This window comes from Streptomyces sp. NPDC058637, from assembly GCF_042717325.1.
Classification (GTDB): Bacteria; Actinomycetota; Actinomycetes; order Streptomycetales; family Streptomycetaceae; genus Streptomyces.
The window spans coordinates 63,820-82,925 of sequence record NZ_JBHXRD010000006.1 but is presented as its reverse complement, the minus strand read 5'-3'; the positions used below and the strand labels follow the sequence as shown (position 1 = coordinate 82,925).

Here is a 19,106-nt window from a genome sequence, read left to right as displayed (position 1 = left end):
GGACACCGCGCCGCCGACCGTTGAAGGGACGGTGTCGACCGAGGAACTCGACGCGATCGGGGTGGAGCTGTCCGCCGGCCGGTCCATGGAGGCGGTTCTCCTCGGTGGCCGACTGCCCGTGGACGGACTGGAACTTACTCCGCAGCAGCTGCGCCTCCTCCTGCGCCACCGGGCCGAATCCGCCACACCGCCACCGCCACCGCCGGAGCCTGAGGCTGAGGCTGAGCCGGAGGTGTCCGGGACCTCGCCGACGCACCTGCTGCTCAACTCCCCCGAACCGTCGTCCCCGGGCAGCTCCGTCGACTCCCTCGACATGATCCTGGACTGGGAGGACGGCGAGGACAGCGACGGGGAGGACCGCGAGGACAGTCCGCCCGCCGAACCGGACCACCACCAGATCCTGGTGGACCTCTACGGCCCCGGCATCGGGGACCACGCGCTCTACCCGGCCCTGCGTGACACCTTGGAGCGGCTGGACACCCTGCGCCGGGCCGGACCCGGATTGGCTCTGCGCGAGGGCCCGTTCGACCTGGACGCGGTCACGCGGTACGTGCTGGGTCTGGGCGAGCACGACGTCGTGACCAAGGCGCAGCACGGCGAGCTGTTCCGGGTGGCACTGGACGAGAACACCGAAGGCGCGGTGGGTCTGGCGGAGCTGGCCGCGTTCCGTCTCGTCCTCGAAGGCGTGTTCTCCGTCGCCCGTACGCTGCCCCGGACGGGCGGCAGCCGGGGCCGGAACTGGACCGGCGGAAAGATCACGCGCCTGGACCTGACGGGAGCGGGCCGGTCCGTCCAACAGCCGCAGGGCGTCCCCGTGTTCGACGGCGACGGCCCGGCCCCGTACGTCGTCCTGGCGTCCGAGGGCGGCCAGGACCACGTCGTCGTCCTGGACGGCGACGGTACTCCGCACCGCGTGCCGTCCGAGGTCTTCGCCGAACTGCTGGCCATGGACCCGGTGCTGGCCGCCCTTCCGGCCGACGTCCCGGTGGTCCTGCTGGTCCCGGAGGCGGGCGCCGGGGGCCTGGACCTGCCGCGCCTGGCCGCCGACCGGACCGGCCGTACGACCTGGTCCCACAGCGGCCGGCTCCGCTTCACACCGCAGACCCAGGACGGTCCCGCCACCGTCTCCCCGGAACAGCGCCCCGGTGAGGCCGCAGGGGTCTGGATCGCCGACGAGCCGGGCCAGGTGCCCGACGACGCCGCACGTCAGGACGCGCCGGACTGGGAGAGCGAGGTGGTCTCGTACACCCAGGTCTCGGACGAAGGGCGGTCCGTCGGACGGTTCGTCTTCCAGCCGGAGGAGGCCGCGCGCTTCGCGGGGCTCATGCGGAAGATGCCGGACACCACCGAGCTCTGGCACCAGAACCCGGTCACCGGCGTCCTGACCCAGGACCCCGACCCGGTGCCCTGGGCGGGCCGCCCCGCCTACTTCTTCGCCGTCCACGGCTTCCCGGGCGTCACTGAGATGGTCCTGAAGGGCGGCGGCGTCCACCACGCGCGCGGCCCCCGGACCGGCGGATTCCTCAAGCGCAGGCCGAGCGTGGCCCGGCTCTCCGACGACCATGTGATCGTGATGGACGCCTGCTGGCACGCCACGCCGGAGAGCCGGGACTTCTTCAACGGGGACTCCCCGCTGGATCCGTACGTGGCCGACCGCCTGGCCACCGTCAGCGACGCCCAGCACACCGCCAACGAGACCGGCCGTACGGTCTTCGGCTCCACCCGGCCGAGCGGGATCCAACAGCTCGGCGCACAGCAGGGCGGCGGCCACGTCCGCATCATGAGCACCGACCCGCAGGGCAGGCGGGGGCGCTGGGTCGAGTACCGGCCCGAGCCCACCGGCAGTGCGCTCGACGAGGCGGCCCGCACGGCGGGCCTGCATCCGGACGACGGCCCCGCCCCTCCGGAGGTCCGGGACGCGACCCTGCGCCTGGTGCGTGCGCTGCGGATCGTCCTCGGCGCGGGCATCGACCAGGACCCCTCGTACCCCCGGCTCCTGGCGGGAGCGGGGGCGCTGGAGACGATGCGGGCGAACGACCCGTCGCTGGCCGGGAACACACCGTTCACCATGGACCTCCTGGAGCAGGCCGTACGCGCGATCCGGGGGCCGCGCCCCGACGCCGGGACGGACACCGCGCTCACCCCGGCCGACCACCGTGCCGCCCTGCTGCACGCGGCCACGGCATCGGCGTCGGCCTCCGGCACGGCGCTCACCGCGTTCCTGCCCCTGCCCTCGCTCGTCGCGGCGGCACGGAAGCTGGCCGCCTTCACCGACCCGGCGGCCCTCGACGCCGAAGCCGCCCGGGTCCTGCGGCCGGCGGCCGGTACGGAGACCGGTCCGGTCCTGCGGGCCCAGCTCTTCCGGGCGATGGCGGCCGCCCTGGAGTGGGAGCGCCGGACCCCGGACCCCGACGCCGCCGGGGCGAGGATCCTGCACCGGGACCGGCCCGACCCGGCACGGCGCGAGGAGGTCATCGACCTGGTGGCCCGGGCGGCAGCGGCCGGACGAGACCTGGACAACCCGGCGGCCCTGGCGGCGTTCCACCTGGAGGTGCTCGGTGCCCTCGCACCGGAGACCCGACTGCTCGGCCCCGACGGCGGCGTGGCGGGCCGTACGTGGTTCCTGAACGCGCAGCAGCCCGGACGCCTGTCCACACGGCGACTCGTCACGGCCGTGCCCCAGCCGTCCGGCGGCCACCGGCCCGGCACACAGGCCCCGGCGCCGTGGACGGCCCCGGGGAGCCCCGATCCGTACGTCGTCTGGGCCCCCGGGAACTCCACGTACGTCCTGATGTCCTTCCCCGGCAGCCCCGTCCTGCGGGTGCCCTACGACGAGGTCGGTGAACTACTGTCACGCGACCGGGAGCTGGTCGGACGTCCGCTGAGTGTCGACGTGGTGCTCGCCGTCCGGGAGGCGGGAACGGTGACCGGCACCGATCCGCGTGCCGTCGTCGGCGGGGTGACGGGCCGGGGGGTCTGGTCCACCACGGACAAGGTGTTCCTGACCGGCTCCCCAGGGCCGACCGGTACGTACGCCGTCGTCGTCATCCGCGACTCGACGAGCGCGCAGGGACCGGCGTCGGAGTCGTGGTCCGTCGTCCGGCCCGGGGACGCGCAGCCGGAGCCGGCCACTTCGGTGCCGCCCGTCGGCGAACCCGGATTCCTGCTGGACGAGGCGGTACCCGTTCCGCACGGCAGCAGGTGACCGACGCCCGTACACCCGCGCTGCGTGGTGCCGGGCGCGGTCGGCTGTGCCCCGTTGCCGTGTGTTCATCCAGGCTTCACCTGTCAACAGCCGTGTGACGCAGAATGGTTATCGCCCCCTTGATGGTCTGGGTAGGGGATCTTTGGCGCGCTTCGACACGTGAGGACCGTATGACTGAGCTCGGAGCCGGGCAGTGAGCCGGTGGTCCCTGAGACGCAGGGGGACGTCCGGGCACACCGACGGGCCGCAGGCCCGGGACGAGCCGGTGTTCGCCGTCGAGGAGTACGACGGAATCGTGCTGCTCCGCCTGTCGTCCGACGACGCGCTGAGCGCCGCAGACGTCGACGAGCTGGCCCGGTCCCTGCCCTCGGACGACGGCACGGTGACCGTCGTGACGGGGACGGACGAGTCGACGGCGGACGCGCTGTGGCCACGCCTCGCCACCCTGCTCGACTCCCTCCGCGAGGAGGACGTCACCTCCGTCAGACTGGTCATGTCCGGTGCGGGGTACGACCGTCCGGGCCACGAGGCGCCGGCCCGCCGCATCGCCGAGGCGTGGGGCATGGAGGTCATCGCGCCCGACACGGTCGTCCTCGTCGTCCCCGGCGGCGGCCTCTTCGTGCCCGGGCTGCGACCCGGATCCCGGGACAGCGGCAGCTGGTGGCGCTTCGCGCCCGGCGCCGAGCCGGTCGCGCTGGGGCCCCGGCAGCCCGCTCCGGCCTGGCAGCCCGGCCCGCCGGGCCCGCAACCGGTCACCGCGGGCGGATGCGTCGTCGAGCAGATACCGGCGGGCCTGCTCGTCCGGCCCAAGGACGCTCTCGCCCCGCGCCTCGGCGACCTCTGCTACGCGATACCCGTCGACCGGCACGGCCCGCTCGTCCTGGTCGGCGTGCCCGACGGGGAGGACGTGCTGACCACCGACGTCGGCGAGGCTGTCGACTCCCTGCCGCCCGCGGCACGTTCCCGGATCAGGATCGCGCCGGGCGGACGCCGCGACGTACTGGAGACCGGCCGCTCGCTCGCCGGCACGCTCGGCCACGAGGTGGTGGTCCACACAGGACTGCCGCTGCTGCCCACGGGCGGACTGACGGCCCGGCACGGCGTACGGGCCACGCTCGCCGACGCGGACGGCAACCCGCGCTGGCACCCGTACGTCGACGCCGTGGTCTGCGCCCCGGCGAAGGTGCCGGGCGAGGCCGCCCCGGCGCCCCGGCTGCTCCGGTGGAGCTCCCCGATGCCGGGGCGCGGCCGGGGGGAACAGGGCGTGCTGCCGCTCTCCGACCGCTGGCAGGTCACCTTCACACGGGCCGGCCTGTGGATCAGCGGACCGGACGGAGCCCCCGTGCCGCTCGCGGCACGCCCGGTGGCCGCCGACGGGCCGCTGATCGAGGTGGGCCGCCCCGGGGAACCCCTGGACATGTCGCTCTGGCCGGAGCTTTCGCGGCTGCTCACCGCGCTGGGAACGCATGTCTGCTCCCGGGCCCGGCTGATGGTGCACGGCACGTGTGTGGACGGCGGACGCGCCCTGCGTGGTGTGGCGGGGCGTCACAACGTACGGAGCCTCCGCTTCGGCAGGCTCCGCGCGCCCGCGTCCGCAGCGGTGCCGGCAGCGACGCGGGCACCGGCACCGGCACCGGTTCGATCGGAGGCCGGGGTGCCTGTTCCCGTGCTGCCCGCTCCTGCGTCCGCTTCGGTGCCCGTTCCTGCGGCGTCGAGACGGATCCCGCTGGCCGAACTCCTGGAACCGGATACGGAACCGGTGACGGCGACTGATCCTGCTCCGCCGACCGCCCCGGCGTCCGGCACGGAGGGGTCCACGCCCACGAGCGCACCGGAAGCGGCCGAGCCCGCGCCGTCGCCCACGGCGAGTGCGGTGGCGCAGGCCACGGCGACTACGGTGTCCGCCCCGGAGCCGGCCGCCCCGGAGCCGGCCGCCCCGGAGCCGGCCGCTCCGAAACCGGCCGTTCCGAAGGCATCCGCCCCGACCGCATCCGCCCCGAGGACGTCCACCCCGAAGGCATCCGCCCCCGAACCCGCCCCCGCCGCCCCGCCCGCGCGGGTCCTCTCCACGTCCTCGTCGCCGGGCCCGGCCGTGCCTGCCCCGGCCGTGCCTGCCCCGGCCGTGCCTGCCCCGGCCGTGCCCGCCCCGACGGCATCCGGAGTATCCGAGGTCGCCCCCTCACAGACATCCGCCCCGCCGCTCGAACCGGTTCCGTTCCTCCCGGGGTACAGCAGCACCGACGCCGAGCGGGCCGCGTTCCGGGTGCTCGCGGAGTCCGGATGGGAACGGCACGGGGCCGCGGTGGCCCGCATGCTCACGCGGATGCCCGCACTGCGCGGGCAGGAGCAGGAGGCGGCCAGGGCCGACCTGATCGCCGCGCAGCTCTATGTCCGTGGCCGCGAGGGCCCGTTGAGCCATACCGCCCTGCACCTCGCCCTGCGTACGGGGGACGAACGGCTGCTGCCGTACGTGGCCTGCGTGGCGTCCGGGCTGCGCCGCCTGCCCGCCTTCCGGGGCGCGGCAGTGCGGGGCGCCCCGGAAGGTGAACTGCCGGTGCCGGGTGGCTGCTTGCGGGACCCCGGTCCGGTCAGTGCGCTGCCGGTCGAGGGCGGTGCTCCGGCGCCGGGCGGTACGCGGTACGCGATATGGTCGGTCACCGGGCGGCGCGTACGGCAGCTGTTCGACGGGCCGGCGCCCGACGCGCGTACCGAAGAGGTGGTGTTCCTGCCGGGAACGGTGTTCAGGGTCCTCGACGTCCGTACGGACGTCGCCTCTTCCCTGATCCTGCTGCGTGAACTCCCCGGCGCCCCGGCGTCGGCCGCCCCCGGGCAGGAACCGCTCGACGACCAGGACCGCGCCGCGCTCGCGCGCCTGGACGCCTCACTGAGCGGCCACCCCGCCGGGGCGGGACCGTCCTCCTGGCCGGACCGCTGCTCCGGTCCGGTCGGCTCCCACGGCAACGGCAGGATGGGCTGATGCGTAGTCAAGAAGGAATCATGGGAACGGCGGTGCGACGGGTGACGGCCCTGCGACGGTGCCGTCCGGACCGTAACCACGCGGGCAACGGCCAATGCCTGGACGTCGTGGGCCCCGAGGTTTCGGTGGCCGGGGCGCCGACCTGATGCCGTTCGACTGCTCGGACCGGGACGACCCCCTGTGGCTGTTCTCCTGACCCCGGCGGGCCCGTCCCCGTCCCCCTATCCCACGGAGGATTGATCCGATGTCCGCTCCCCGAGCTTCCGAGGAACCCGAGGCCACCGCAGCGGCCTCCCCGCCGGCCGACCCGGCGGCGGCGGGTCCGCCCGCCGTGCGTCAGGCGGTCACCCTCCCGACGGCGCCCGGAGCCCCTGTAGGTGCTCTGACCCCGGCGGCCACCGCCGCGCGCCGGACCGCCCCCGCATCCCGACAGGCCCCCGCCCCGGAAGGCGAGGCCGCCACCGCGACCGCCGCCACCGCCACCACCGCCGCCGAGCCCGAGGGCGAGGTGGCCCCGGCGGCCGAGGGCGCGGAGCCGGAGGCCGAGACCCGGGCGACGACGGGCGAGCCCCGGGCCGCGGTGGCGGCCTCGGCGTCCCCGCCCGGCGACGCGGCCGGTACCGGCGAGGCACATGCGGCGGGGCGCCCCAAGAAGCCGCTGCTGGCCGCCGCCGCGATCGTGGGATCGCTGCTGCTCGCGCTGCCGATCGTCCTGGCCTCGGACGGCGGGCGTGACGATTCGGCGAAGGGTCTCGTCGCGGCGCCCACCGCGGGCACCGTCCTCCAGGACGACCCCCTTGTGCGGCCGGGGGCCTACAGCGCCGAATCCTCGTCCCCGTCGGCATCCCCCTCGCCGTCACCGAAGCCGGGCAAACCGAAATCCGCGAAGATACCGGGCCAGCCCGCCGCGTCCGCGTCCGTGAGCGGTACCGGTGCCGGTGCGGGGGCGGCGGACGAGCCCGCGCCGAAGAAGAGGACCGCCGTCTCGCCGAAGCCGAAGGCGACGGCCGCGGCCAACACGAAGAAGGCGGCCGTCGTACCGCCCGGACGCGCCCTGGTCAGCGCCCAGTCGGGCAAGTGCCTGAGCGCGGGCACCGGCAAGGACGGCACCCAGCTGCGACTGTGGACCTGCGACGGATCGGCGGCCCAGCGCTGGGACTTCAGGGCGGACGGCACCGTGCGGGCGATGGGCATGTGCATGGACGTGGCGTGGGCGTCGACGGACGATCGCACCGCGATCCAGGTCGCCCACTGCAGCGGCAACGCGGCCCAGCAGTTCTACCTCAACTCCACGCAGGACCTGGTGGCCCGGATCGCGACGAAGTGCGTGGACATCTACGGCGCGGGCACCGCGAACGGCACTCCGGCCGTGCTCTTCCCCTGCTCCGGCAGCCCCAACCAGACCTGGTCCAAGGCCTGACCGGGGCGCGGGCTCAGCGGCCCGCGTGCTCCGTCGGCTCGGACTCGTCCTCGCTCACGAACCTGCCGCACGCGGGGTTCCGGCACGGGCCGGGGCCCCACAGCGGGACGAAGATGCCGAGGGTCTTGTGCCGCGCCAACACGGTCGCGACGGTGTGCTTGCAGGCCGGACACGCGTACTCCGCCTGCCTCTGGGTCTGACGCTTGGTACTGGCCATGTATTTACGGTAGCCCAAAAGGGTGCAAAGCGAGACTTTTGGCATTCTTTACCCGGGCCCCAGGAAAGGCGCCCGCCGCCGGAACCTGGTGCCATGGAAGGGGGACACCCGACGAAGGGACCACCCGCTCATGGCAGCCGTACTGTCTCCTGCCGCGTGCCTGCGTTCCGTGCGCGCCGTGGTCTTCGACACGGACGGGGTGATCACCGACTCCGCGCCGGTGCACGCCGCCGCCTGGAAGAAGGCGTTCGACGCCTGTCTGTCGTCGCACGAGGGGCAGCGCCCCTTCGACGAGGACGGCGACTACCGGCGCCATGTCGACGGCCGGTCGAGGAAGGACGGCGCGGCGGCCTTCCTCGCGTCACGCGGGCTGGACCTCCCCGAAGGAAGCCCCGACGACCCGCCGGGCACGGCGACGGTGTGGGCCGTCGCCGCCCGCAAGGACGAGGCGTTCACGGAGAGCCTGCGCGCCGCCCCGGTCGCCGTCTGGCCGGGCACGGTCCGCCTCCTGCACGTGCTGAAGGAGCGGCGGGTGCCCTGCGCCGCGGCCTCCGCCTCCCGGCACGCGACGGAACTGCTGTCCGGGGCCGGTCTCCTGGACCTGTTCGAGACCGTGGTCGACGGAAACGAGGCGCGCCGGCTCGGACTGCCCGGCAAGCCGGACCCCGCCCTCTTCGTGGAGGCGGCCCGGCGGCTGCGCACCCCCGTGGAGGACACCGCCGTCGTGGAGGACGCCCTCGCGGGAGTGGCGGCGGGCCGCAGAGGCGGCTTCGGGCTGGTCGTCGGCGTCGACCGTACGCACACCCCCGCCGGAGCCGCCGACCTGCGCCACCACGGCGCCGACGTCGTGGTCCCCGATCCCGGGGACCTGCTGATCGGCGGGGACGACTGATGGCGCGGGCCTGGGCCTGGTCCTACGAGGGGTACGACCCGGCGAAGGAACGCCTGCGCGAGGCGCTGTGCACCCTGGGCAACGGCTACTTCGCCACCCGGGGAGCCGCAACGGAGGCCCCCGCGGGCGGGCCGCACTACCCGGGCACCTATGTGGCGGGCTGCTACAACCGCCTGACCTCCGCCGTCCAGGGCCGCCAGGTCGAGAACGAGGACATGGTCAACCTCCCCGACTGGCTGCCCCTGCGCTACCGCATCCACCCGGCGGGAGCGCCTCCCGGCCCCTGGCTGTCCCCCGACCACCCGCACCTGGTGGACCACCGCCAGTCGCTCGACCTGCGCGGCGGGACCCTGACCCGCCGGTCCGTGTACGAGGACGGGGCCGGCCGCAGGCTGACCGTGGAGCAGGACCGCCTGGTGCACATGGGCGACCCCCATCTCGCCGCGCTGCACACGGAGTTCACCGCCGAAGGCTGGGCGGGCGAGGTGGAGGTGGAGTCCGCGATCGACGGCGACGTACGCAACACCGGGGTCGCGCGGTACCGGGACCTCGCGAACCGCCATCTGACCGGCTGGGAGACCGGCACGGAGCCCGGCTCCACGGTCTGGCTGCGCTGCCGCACGGTGGAATCCGACATCACCGTCGCCCTCGCCGCCCGCACCGTGGCCGTGAGCGGAGCCGGGGTGAACGGTTCCGCGAAGGGCGCCCCACCTGCCAACGGTCCGGCTGCCAACGGTCCGGCCGGGAACGGTCCGGCTGGGAACGGCGGTCCGGCGGCCGGGAGGAACCACCGGGCACTGCCCCGGCAGATGCCGCGCTCCGTCCTGCAGACCCTCGTGCTGCCGCTGGGACCGGACGCCGGCGCCGCCGTCGACAAGACGATCGCGCTGTACACCTCCCGCGACCCGGCGATCGGCAGCCCCCGGCAGGCCGCCGTGTCCGCGGTCCGCCGCGCCCCGGCCTACGCCGGACTGCTCGCCTCGCACCGCGGGGCCTGGGCCAACCTGTGGCAGCAGGCCCGACTGGAGGTGCCGGGGGAGCCGGGCCGCATCCTGCGGCTGCACCTCTTCCACGTCCTGCAGACCCTCTCCCCGCACACCGCCGAGCTCGATGTCGGGGTACCGGCCAGAGGGCTGCACGGCGAGGCGTACCGGGGCCACGTCTTCTGGGACGAGCTCTTCGTCCTGCCGTTCCTGAACCTCCATCTCCCCGAGATCTCAAGGGGGTTGCTCGACTACCGCTACCGGAGGCTGCCCGCGGCCTGCCGCGCGGCGCGCGAGGCGGGCAGGGCCGGGGCGATGTACCCGTGGCAGAGTGCCGCCGAGGGACGTGAGGAGACCCAGGAGGTCCACCTCAACCCGCGCTCGGGCCGCTGGCTGGCCGACCGCTCGCGGCTGCAGCACCACGTCGGCTCGGCGGTCGCGTACAACGTGTGGCAGTACTGCCAGGCCACCGGTGACACGGAGTACCTGTACTCCAAGGGCGCCGAGATGATGCTGCGGATCGCCCGCTTCTGGGCCGACAGCGCCACCTGGGACGACGGACTGGGCCGGTACCGCATCCGGGGGGTCGTCGGTCCCGACGAGTACCACGACGCCTACCCGGACGCCATGGTCGCGGGGCTCGACGACAACGCCTACACCAACGTGACGGCGGCCTGGGTCCTGGCCCGCGCGGGCGAACTCTGCCACGACCTGCCCGACAGCAGGTGCCGTCAGCTCCTGGACCGGATCGGGCTCGACCCCGCCGAGCTGTCCCGCTGGGACGACATCTCCCACCGGCTGCACGTGCCGTACCACCGGGGCGTCATCAGCCAGTTCGCCGGCTACGGCGACCTGGCCGAACTCGACTGGGAGGGCTACCGGAAGAAGTACGGGGACATCCGGCGGCTCGACCGGATCATGGAGGCGGAGGACGACACCGTCAACCGCTACCAGGCTTCCAAGCAGGCCGACGTCCTGATGCTCGGCTACCTCTTCTCCCCCCAGGAACTCGCCGCGCTGTTCCGGCGGCTCGGCCACGAACTCGACGACGAAACCTGGCGGACCACGGTCGACTACTACGTGGCCCGTACGAGCCACGGCTCCACGCTCAGCTCCCTCGTCCACGCCTGGGTGCTCGCCAGGGTGCACCGCGACGACGCGTGGACGTACTGCGAGGAGGCACTCACCGGCGACGTGGCCGACATCCAGGACGGCACGACGGAGGAGGGCATCCACCTGGGGGCGATGGCCGGCACCCTCGACTTCGTCCAGCGCGGCATGACGGGTCTGGAGACCCGGGAGGACGCGCTGTGGCTGAGCCCGGCCACACTTCCCCAGCTGTCGAAGTTCGGGGTGCGCCTCCGCTTCCGCCGGCACTGGGACGTGGACCTGCGCATCCGCGCCGAGCGCCTCAGGATCGCCGTGCCCGACGACGGCAGGCCGGGCGTGCGGGTCGTGCTGGGCGGGCACACCTATGTGATCGCTCCCGGCACGGCCCGGTGGCTCGAACTGCCCGAGGAGTGACCCGGCCTGTCCGGGTCGAAAGGGACGGCGGGGCAGGGAGGTCAGGACGGCCGCGAGGACACCAGCACGCCGATCTTGTCGATGCGGTGCTCCGGATTGCCGTTGCTGTCGCGCCAGTGGTTCCCGGCGGCGTCGTCCTCCGGCGTCGCACACGTGGAGAGGGTGATCATCGCCCGGGCCGGCCTCTCACCCGGCTCGCCGGGGACCTCGGCCCGCTGCTCGGCCAGGGAACGCCCGGACCGGAACGACGTCTCCCGCGTCCCGGTGATCTCGTACGCGTACACCGTGCCGCCCGCCGTGACGAGGACGGTGTCGCCCTCGTCCAGGGACGGGAGGTCGCGCAGCGGCCCGCCCGCGGAGAGCCGGTGTGCCGTCACCAGGTAGTTCCCGACCTCGCCGGGACCCACGCCGCCCTCCTCACCGTACGGACTCGCGGCGACACCACGGTCCTGGATACGGGTCCCCGCCCGGTCGTCCGTCGTGCCCTCGTACGGAACGACGCGCAGATCCGTGAGGCCGATCTGGGGGATCGTCAGCCTCGCCGTCCCGGTACGCGGGTCGGTCCGGTCGGCCGGGGGCCGCACGGGCGGGGCGGCGGGTGCCGGGGCGGCGGTACCGGCTGCGGCGACCGCGGCGGAGGCCTTGGCGGGGGCTGTGGCGACGGGCGTCGCGTCCGGGGGTGACTCGGCGGCCACCGCCGCACAGCCGGTCGCGAGGACGACGGCCGCCGCGCCCGCGACCGCCCGGGGCGCTCTGCGGAGTCCGTGGAGAGGATGCATGGGGGACCGGGATTCGGTAGCCGGTGTGTGCCGGGGGGCGGGCCGGGAGGTGCGGGCCCGCCTCCTTCCAGTACAACACCGGCGGCCCTCACACGCCCGGGTCCGGGGCGTCGAGCAGCTCGCGCACCTCCTCGGCGGTGGTCTCCCGCAGCTCCTCCCCGACGAGCAGCCAGCGGGTGATGCCGACCGACTCCAGGAACGCCAGGTCGTGCCCGGCGATCACGAGCGCGCCCTCGTAGGCGTCGAGCGCACCCGCCAGCTGCCGGACACTGGCCAGGTCCAGGTTGTTGGTCGGCTCGTCCATCATCAGGAGCTGCGGGGCCGGTGCCGCGAGCATCGTCGCCGCGAGGGCGGCCCGGAAACGCTCACCGCCCGAGAGGGTGCCCGCGAGCTGCTCGGCCCGCGCCCCCTTGAACAGGAACCGGGCGAGCTGGGAGCGGATGTGGTTGTCGGTGACCCCCGGTGCCGTGCGGGCCACGTTCGCCGCGACGCTCAGCCCCTCGTCCAGCACATCCAGCCGCTGCGGCAGGAAGCGCAGCGGTACGAAGGTCCTGGCCTCGCCGGACAGCGGCGCGAGCTCCCCCGTGAGGGTGCGCAGCAGCGTCGTCTTGCCGGCGCCGTTGCGCCCGACCAGCGCGATGCGTTCCGGACCCCGGACGTCGAGCTCCCCGTCACGGAGCGTTCCGAAGCGGGGCCGCAGCCCGCGCGCACTGAGGACGGTGCGGCCCGCGGGTACGGCGGTGTGCGGGAGGTCCACCCGGATCTCGGCATCGTCGCGGATCGCGTCCGAGGCCTCGTCGAGCCGCTCCCGTGCCTCCTGGAGCCGGTCCTCGTGCAGCCCGCGGAGCTTGCCCGCCGCCTCCTGGGACGACCTCTTGTGCGCTCCCGCCACGATCCTCGGGGCGCGCCGCTGGGCATCCATCTTCTTGTTGTGCCGCTGCCGCCGGTCCACCTTGACCTGGGTCTCCTCCAGCTCGCGCTTCTGGCGCCGCACGTCGGACTCGGCGGCCCGCAACACGCGCCCCGCCGCCTCCTGCTGGGTGGCCAGCGCCTCCTCGTACGCCGACCAGCCGCCGCCGTACCAGCTCACCGACCCGGCGCGCAGCTCGGCGATGCGGTCGACCCGTTCCAGCAGGTCACGGTCGTGGCTGACCACGACGAGCACGCCGGAGCGCCAGGACTCCACGGCCTCGTACAGCCGACGGCGCGCGAACACGTCGAGGTTGTTCGTGGGCTCGTCGAGCAGAGTGACGTCCGGGCGTTCCAGCAGCAGTGCGGCCAGGCGCAGCAGGACGGTCTCACCGCCGGACAGCTGCCCCACGGTGCGGTCCAGGCCGACGCCGCCGAGGCCGAGCGACCCCAGGGTCGCCAGGGCCCGCTCCTCGACGTCCCAGTCGTCCCCGATCGTCTCGAAGTGCTCGTCGGCGACGTCCCCGGACTCGATGGCGCGCAGCGCCGCACGCCGCCCGGCGATGCCGAGGGCCACGTCGACGCGGAGTTCGGTGTCGAGGGTGAGGTTCTGCGGGAGGTAGGCGAGGGCGCCGCCGACGGTCACCGAACCGTGGGAGGGCCGCAGCCGGCCGGCGAGCAGGCGCAGCAGGGTGGACTTGCCGGACCCGTTGGTGCCGACGAGGCCCGTGCGGCCCCGGCCGATGGCGAGCGAGAGCCCGTCGAAGACCTCGGTGCCGTCCGGCCACCGGAAGGACAGGGCCGAGCAGGTGAGGGAGGCCGTGGGCGTGAGGGGGTGGGACATGGTGGTCCTCGCAGTCGCAAGCGTGTGAACAGGGGCTTCGTATGCGAGCACCACGCGGCGACCCGGGCCGGGAAGGGAAAGGGGTGCGGTCCTCCGGAGGGCGGGGGACGGCTCATGCACCGAGGTCGCATCCACGCGGGGTCACGGGCGGCAGGAAGGCCGACAGGGCGTGACGGGTTACGGCAGGGCCGTACCGCGCGATGATCGCGGACCTCAGATGCGCAACGTCCACCTCTATCGGAGACAACAGGACTCGAAAACGGTACACCGGACGGTCTCCGGACGTCCGGGCATTTACGCCGGGCAGCCGGTGCGGGCGGGCCCGTCCTCCCCGGGCCGGGCCCGCTGCGGTCAGGGCGACGACGTACCCGTCGGCGATCGGCGAGCCGGCGGTAGGCGAGCCGGCGGTCAGAGGATCGGCGGGCGGCCCAGCCGGGTCATGCGCCAGACCGTGAGCCACCTCATCGGCCTGCGAGGCCCGCACGGGGTCCGCACGCCCTCGGCGAAGCCGCCCCACCAGGCTTTCAGACCGGTCAGGGACCGCATCCGCATCATGGTGAGAAGGATCCACACGCCGAGGTAGACGGGGACGAGGGGCACCGGCAGCCGACGGCGGGCGAGCCAGACGCGGTTGCGGGCGGTGTACCGGTAGTGGCCCGCGTGCCGGGCGGGGGACGTCTTCGGGTGCTGGAGGACGAGCTCGGGTTCGTAGAGGATCGTCCAGCCCGCGTCGAGCGCCCGCCAGCCCAGATCGGACTCCTCATGTCCGAAGAAGAACTCCGCGGGCCACAGGCCGATCTGCCGGAGCATCGGCAGCGAGAAGGCGTGGCCGCCGCCGAGGAAGGCGGTCACCGGGCCGCGGCGCATCGGATCGTCCGCGCGCAGCCGGGGCACCCAGCGCCGCTCCGTGTGGCCGTGTTCGTCGGCGACCCTGAAACCGATGATCCCGAGCTCCGGGTCCTCTGTGAACAGCCTTTGGACCGTGCGGAACACGTCGTCGGCGATGAGCAGGCCGTCGTCGTCCAGCTCGACGGCGACATCGACCTCGCCCGAGTCGAGCAGCGTCCGCAGACCGACGTTGCGCCCGCCCGGACAGCCCAGATTCTCCTGGAGCGGGATCTTGACCGCAGCCGTCGCGACCTCGGTGAGTGGTGTCGCGTTGCCCACCAGCACCACACGCGTGGCGGGAACGTCCTGCTTCGCCACCGAAGCGAGCAGGGCCTCCAGCTCCCGTGGGCGCGTGCCCATGGTCACGATGACGACTCCGATGCGCGGCAGGGACATGGTGGTGAACTCCGGAGGTCGGCGGAGTGCCGATGCTAGTGCCGCGCGACATCTCCGCCTCGGCGCCTCACACGCATGTCCTCGACGTGCCGTCCATGCCGATCGGCGCACCGAGGCATCCCAGGGGTGCCACGGGGCTCCGAGGGCTCCGGAGCAGGCGGCCGGGAGGACCCGACGCCCGCGCCGTGCACGGGAGCGGGAGCGCGCGATCGACCCCACGTGACGCCACTCGATGCCGAGCAGAGACAAATTGGCGCAGCGCGGTGCCATGTCTTCCGACCTGCGAAAACTGGAACATGGCCTGTGCTGCGCACAGTCGTGAGTCACTCATGGCACCTAAGAGCTTGCGCATGGCGCCATAGTGATGCCAGTATTGCGTCATGGACCTCACGCCGTACGTCGAAACACTCCGCAGGGAACTGGCCGCGGCCGTCGAGGCCGGGGATGACGAAGCCCGCGATCTCGCCGAGCGGCTGACCGTGCCGCTGGAGTCGGCCACCCGGCTGGCACTGCTGGATGTGCTGTCCGCGGCCATGGACGAGATCACCCGTGAAATCGCTCCCGGCTCGGTCGACGTACGACTGCGCGGCCTCGACCCCGACTTCGTGGTGGTGCTGCCGCGGTACGAGGACCGGATCGAACCGTTCGGCGCGCCGACGCCCGCACCGGCCCCGGTTCCCGCCGGTGCGGACGAGGGTGGCGCCGCCCGCGTGAACCTGCGCCTGCCCGCCCACCTCAAGGCCCGCGCCGAGGAAGCGGCGGGCGGTGACGGCCTGTCGGTCAACGCATGGCTCGTACGCGTCGTCTCGGCCGCGGTCGACACGGGCGGCGCCGCCACCCGCCGCACGCCCGCGAAGGCCGTGAGCATCGGCGGGAGCTTCACGGGCTGGGTGCGCTAGCCGCCCTTCCGGACCACTTCACACGCACCACGTCCCGCCGGTCGGGACGCCACCGACATCCAGGACGACCCAGGAGGACGGGACAGCCATGCCTTCTTTCGACACCCCCAGCCCGATTTCGGTCAACGCCCACGTCGACGCGGGAGCCATCCGGTTCGCCGCGGCCGACCGTGCCGACACCGTCGTGGACGTAACCCCTCGCGACGCCAGGAAGGACCAGGACGTGCGGGCCGCCGAGAAGGCCGAAGTCACCTACTCCGGAGGCACGTTGCGGATCAAAACGCCGAAGCCCGGTGTCCTCGGACGCGTCGGGACCGTCGACATCACCGTATGCCTGCCGGCCGGCTCCCAGGTGGAGGCGACCGGCGGGTGGGCCGAGGTCCGCGGCGAAGGGCGCCTCGGTGAGGTAAGCGTGAAGACCTCGTCGGGCGATGTCCGCTTCGGCACGACCGGCCCGCTGCACCTGACCGCGCCCCACGGGGCCGTCACCGTGGACCGCGTCGAGGGGCCCGCCGAGATCACCACCAGCTCCGGCAGCATCCGCGTCGGTACGGTCGCGGGCATCGCCGTACTCAAGAACGCGCACGGCACCACCAGTGTCGGCGACGTCACCGGCGACCTGCGGGTCAGCGGTGCCAACGGCGACGTCATCATCGACCGCGCCCACGCCTCCGTCGAGGCCAGAACCGCGAACGGCACGCTGCGGATCGCCGAAGTCGCGCGTGGGTCCGTCCAGTTGGAGACCTCCTACGGGGCCATCGACGTGGGCGTACGCGAGGGCACCGCCGCCTGGCTCGACGTCAGCTCCGGCTTCGGAGCCGTGCACAACTCGCTGAGCGGGTCAGGCGGCCCGGAGAAGTCCGAGGACAACGTCGAGGTCCGCGCCCGTACGCGCCACGGAAACATCGACGTCCGCCGCGCCCGCGCCTGAGAAACCACCTTCCACCCCACTCCAGCCTTCGATCGGTAGGGCCCCATGCCTTCATCTGTCATGCCCACATCCAAGAGCGGTACCGCCCAGGAACCGCCCGCCGCCGTCTCCGCCGTCGGTCTGCGCAAGTCGTACGGGGACAAGCTCGTCCTCGACGGGATCGATCTGCGCATCCCGGCCGGGTCCGTGTTCGCCCTGCTCGGCCCGAACGGTGCCGGCAAGACCACCGCCGTGAAGATCCTGTCCACACTCATCGGCGCCGACGGCGGACAGGCCCAGGTCGCCGGCCACGACATCGCCACCGACCCGCAGGCCGTACGGTCCGCGATCGGGGTCACCGGGCAGTTCTCCGCCGTGGACGGGCTGATCACCGGCGAGGAGAACATGCTCCTCATGGCGGACCTGCACCACCTGTCCAGGAGCGAGGGCCGACGGGTCGCCGCCGACCTGCTGGAGCGCTTCGACCTGGTGGACGCCGCGAAGAAGCCCGCCGCCACCTACTCCGGCGGCATGAAGCGCCGCCTGGACATCGCCATGACCCTGGTCGGCAGCCCGCGGATCATCTTCCTCGACGAGCCGACCACCGGCCTCGACCCGCGCTCCCGCCACACCATGTGGGGGATCATCCGCGAACTCGTCACCGGTGGCGTCACCGTCCTCCTCACCACCCAGTACCTGGAGGAGGCCGACGAACTCGCCGACCGCATCGCCGTCCTCAACGACGGAAGGATCGCCGCCGAGGGCACCGCGGACGAGCTGAAGCGGATCGTCCCCGGCGGACACGTCCGGCTCCGCTTCGCCGACCCCGCCGCCTACCGGTCCGCCGCCGCCACCCTGGGCGAGATCACCCGGGACGACGAGGCCCTGTCCCTGCAGATCCCCAGCGACGGCAGCCAGCGCGAGCTCCGCACCATCCTCGACCGGCTCGACTCCGCCGGCATCGAGGCGGACGAACTCACCGTGCACACCCCCGACCTCGACGACGTGTTCTTCGCCCTGACCGGCGGGACCGGCATCCCCCACCAGACCAAGGAGGACGCCCGATGAGTTCCCTCCCGCTCGCCGTACGCGACTCGTCCACGATGCTGCGCCGCAACCTCCTGCACGCGCGCCGTTACCCGTCCCTCACCCTGAACCTGCTGCTCACCCCGGTCATGCTGCTGCTGCTCTTCGTGTACGTCTTCGGTGACGTGATGAGCGCGGGGATCGGCGGCGGCGGCGCGGACCGCTCCGCGTACATCGCCTACATCGTCCCCGGCATCCTGCTCATGACCATCGGCGGCACCACGATCGGGACCGCCGTCTCCGTCTCCAACGACATGACCGAGGGCATCATCGCCCGCTTCCGCACCATGGCGATCCACCGCGGCTCGGTGATCGTCGGGCACGTCGTCGGCAGCGTGCTGCAGTGCGTCGCCAGCGTCGTCCTCGTCGGAGCCGTCGGCGTGGCCATCGGCTTCAGGTCCACGGATGCCACCCCTCTGGAATGGGTGGCGGCGTTCGGGCTGCTCGTGCTCTTCTCCATGGCGCTCACCTGGATCGCGGTCGGTATGGGACTGGTCAGCCCCAGCGCCGAGGCCGCCAGCAACAACGCGACGCCCTTGATCCTGCTGCCGCTCCTGTCCAGCGCATTCATCCCGGTCGACACGATGCCCGGCTGGTTCCGGCCGATCGCCGAGTACCAGCCCTTCACCCCCGCCATCGAGACGCTGCGCGGCCTGCTGCTCGGCACCGAGATCGGCCACAACGGCTGGCTCGCCGTCGCCTGGTGCGTGGGGCTCACGGTGCTCGGTTACGTCTGGTCGACCTCGAAGTTCAACAGCGACCCGGCGTAACCGCCTTCAGGAACTCGGCCCGGCCGCGCAAGCACCTCACGGCCCGAGACCGACGGAGCCCCAGGCCACCGGCCTGGGGCTCCGCGGCTGTCCCGTAGTGCACCTGCGGCTTCCAGCAAGGGGTGTTCAGCACTTCGCGCACCGTGCTGCCGGCTCGCTTCACGACTGCGGCCCGTCAGGCCGGCAACCCGGCGAGACCCCGGCACCCATGGGCAGCCCAGGTGTTACGCGGGCCCGTTCGCCCGACGGCGCGCCCGCGGTCATGTGGCGTTCCTCACAGCGAAAACACAGGTAGTGAAAGCAACTGCACCCTTTCGTCTTTTCTGTCTGTCGGCACGTCACGGTGCGGGCCGGAACAGGTGAAGAAATCGTGTGGGCCGGTCGTTGTCCCGGCCATACGATCACCC

At 73.3% G+C, this 19,106-nt stretch carries 12 protein-coding genes and 2 pseudogenes; 9 read left to right on the top strand and 5 right to left on the bottom strand.

All coding sequences use genetic code 11. The features are described 5' to 3' along the window. The 3 genes from ACFWVP_RS07805 to ACFWVP_RS07795 all read left to right on the top strand — a co-directional run. Window positions 1-3,205: lonely Cys domain-containing protein (locus tag ACFWVP_RS07805; protein ID WP_384494482.1), on the top strand; the 3,205-nt coding region annotated here is incomplete at its 5' end. 193 nt (window positions 3,206-3,398) lie between these two features. Continuing rightward, complete coding sequence (locus tag ACFWVP_RS07800) at window positions 3,399-6,182, top strand: hypothetical protein (RefSeq protein WP_384494480.1); 2,784 nt, start codon at window positions 3,399-3,401, stop codon at window positions 6,180-6,182. Window positions 6,183-6,426: 244 nt separating this feature from the next. Further along, a complete protein-coding gene (locus ACFWVP_RS07795; RefSeq protein WP_384494478.1) occupies window positions 6,427-7,602 on the top strand; it encodes a ricin-type beta-trefoil lectin domain protein in 1,176 nt (391 codons plus the stop codon). 13 nt (window positions 7,603-7,615) lie between these two features. On the opposite strand, the gene ACFWVP_RS07790 is transcribed toward ACFWVP_RS07795, so the two are convergent. Further along, entirely contained in the window at window positions 7,616-7,819 is a 204-nt protein-coding gene (locus tag ACFWVP_RS07790) for a hypothetical protein (RefSeq protein WP_384494476.1), read from the bottom strand. Window positions 7,820-7,949: 130 nt separating this feature from the next. On the opposite strand from ACFWVP_RS07790, the gene ACFWVP_RS07785 reads away from it, so the two are divergent. Then, window positions 7,950-8,711: an HAD family hydrolase gene (locus ACFWVP_RS07785; protein ID WP_384494474.1), complete on the top strand. Its 762-nt coding sequence runs from the start codon at window positions 7,950-7,952 to the stop codon at window positions 8,709-8,711. Continuing rightward, window positions 8,711-11,218, top strand: a complete 2,508-nt coding sequence (locus ACFWVP_RS07780; RefSeq protein WP_384494472.1) for a glycoside hydrolase family 65 protein — start codon at window positions 8,711-8,713, stop codon at window positions 11,216-11,218. The genes ACFWVP_RS07785 and ACFWVP_RS07780 overlap by 1 nt, the downstream gene beginning before the upstream one ends. A gap of 41 nt (window positions 11,219-11,259) precedes the next feature. On the opposite strand, the gene ACFWVP_RS07775 is transcribed toward ACFWVP_RS07780, so the two are convergent. The 4 genes and pseudogenes from ACFWVP_RS07775 to ACFWVP_RS07760 form a co-directional block, all read right to left on the bottom strand. Continuing rightward, window positions 11,260-11,997, bottom strand: coding sequence for a class E sortase (locus ACFWVP_RS07775; protein WP_384494471.1), 738 nt, complete (start codon window positions 11,995-11,997; stop codon window positions 11,260-11,262). 276 nt (window positions 11,998-12,273) lie between these two features. Further along, a pseudogene (locus ACFWVP_RS07770) lies at window positions 12,274-12,919 on the bottom strand (ATP-binding cassette domain-containing protein); the annotation flags it as partial. 231 nt (window positions 12,920-13,150) lie between these two features. Further along, a pseudogene (locus ACFWVP_RS07765) lies at window positions 13,151-13,750 on the bottom strand (ATP-binding cassette domain-containing protein); the annotation flags it as partial. Between the two features lie 408 nt (window positions 13,751-14,158). Then, window positions 14,159-15,034 carry a glycosyltransferase family 2 protein gene (locus tag ACFWVP_RS07760; RefSeq protein WP_384494469.1) on the bottom strand — a complete coding sequence of 292 codons (876 nt, stop codon included), beginning with the start codon at window positions 15,032-15,034 and terminating at the stop codon, window positions 14,159-14,161. 380 nt (window positions 15,035-15,414) lie between these two features. Here ACFWVP_RS07760 and ACFWVP_RS07755 point away from each other — a divergent pair, with 380 nt between their 5' ends. From ACFWVP_RS07755 to ACFWVP_RS07740, 4 genes are all read left to right on the top strand, one after another. Then, window positions 15,415-15,933, top strand: coding sequence for a hypothetical protein (locus ACFWVP_RS07755; protein WP_384494468.1), 519 nt, complete (start codon window positions 15,415-15,417; stop codon window positions 15,931-15,933). 88 nt (window positions 15,934-16,021) lie between these two features. Then, window positions 16,022-16,864, top strand: coding sequence for a DUF4097 domain-containing protein (locus ACFWVP_RS07750; protein ID WP_384494466.1), 843 nt, complete (start codon window positions 16,022-16,024; stop codon window positions 16,862-16,864). Between the two features lie 45 nt (window positions 16,865-16,909). Next, entirely contained in the window at window positions 16,910-17,911 is a 1,002-nt protein-coding gene (locus ACFWVP_RS07745; RefSeq protein ID WP_384494464.1) for an ATP-binding cassette domain-containing protein, read from the top strand. Beyond that, window positions 17,908-18,699 (top strand): ABC transporter permease, encoded by a 792-nt coding sequence (locus ACFWVP_RS07740; protein WP_384494462.1) that lies wholly within the window; start codon window positions 17,908-17,910, stop codon window positions 18,697-18,699. Before ACFWVP_RS07745 ends, ACFWVP_RS07740 begins: the two co-directional genes overlap by 4 nt. Window positions 18,700-19,106 lie beyond the last annotated feature (407 nt).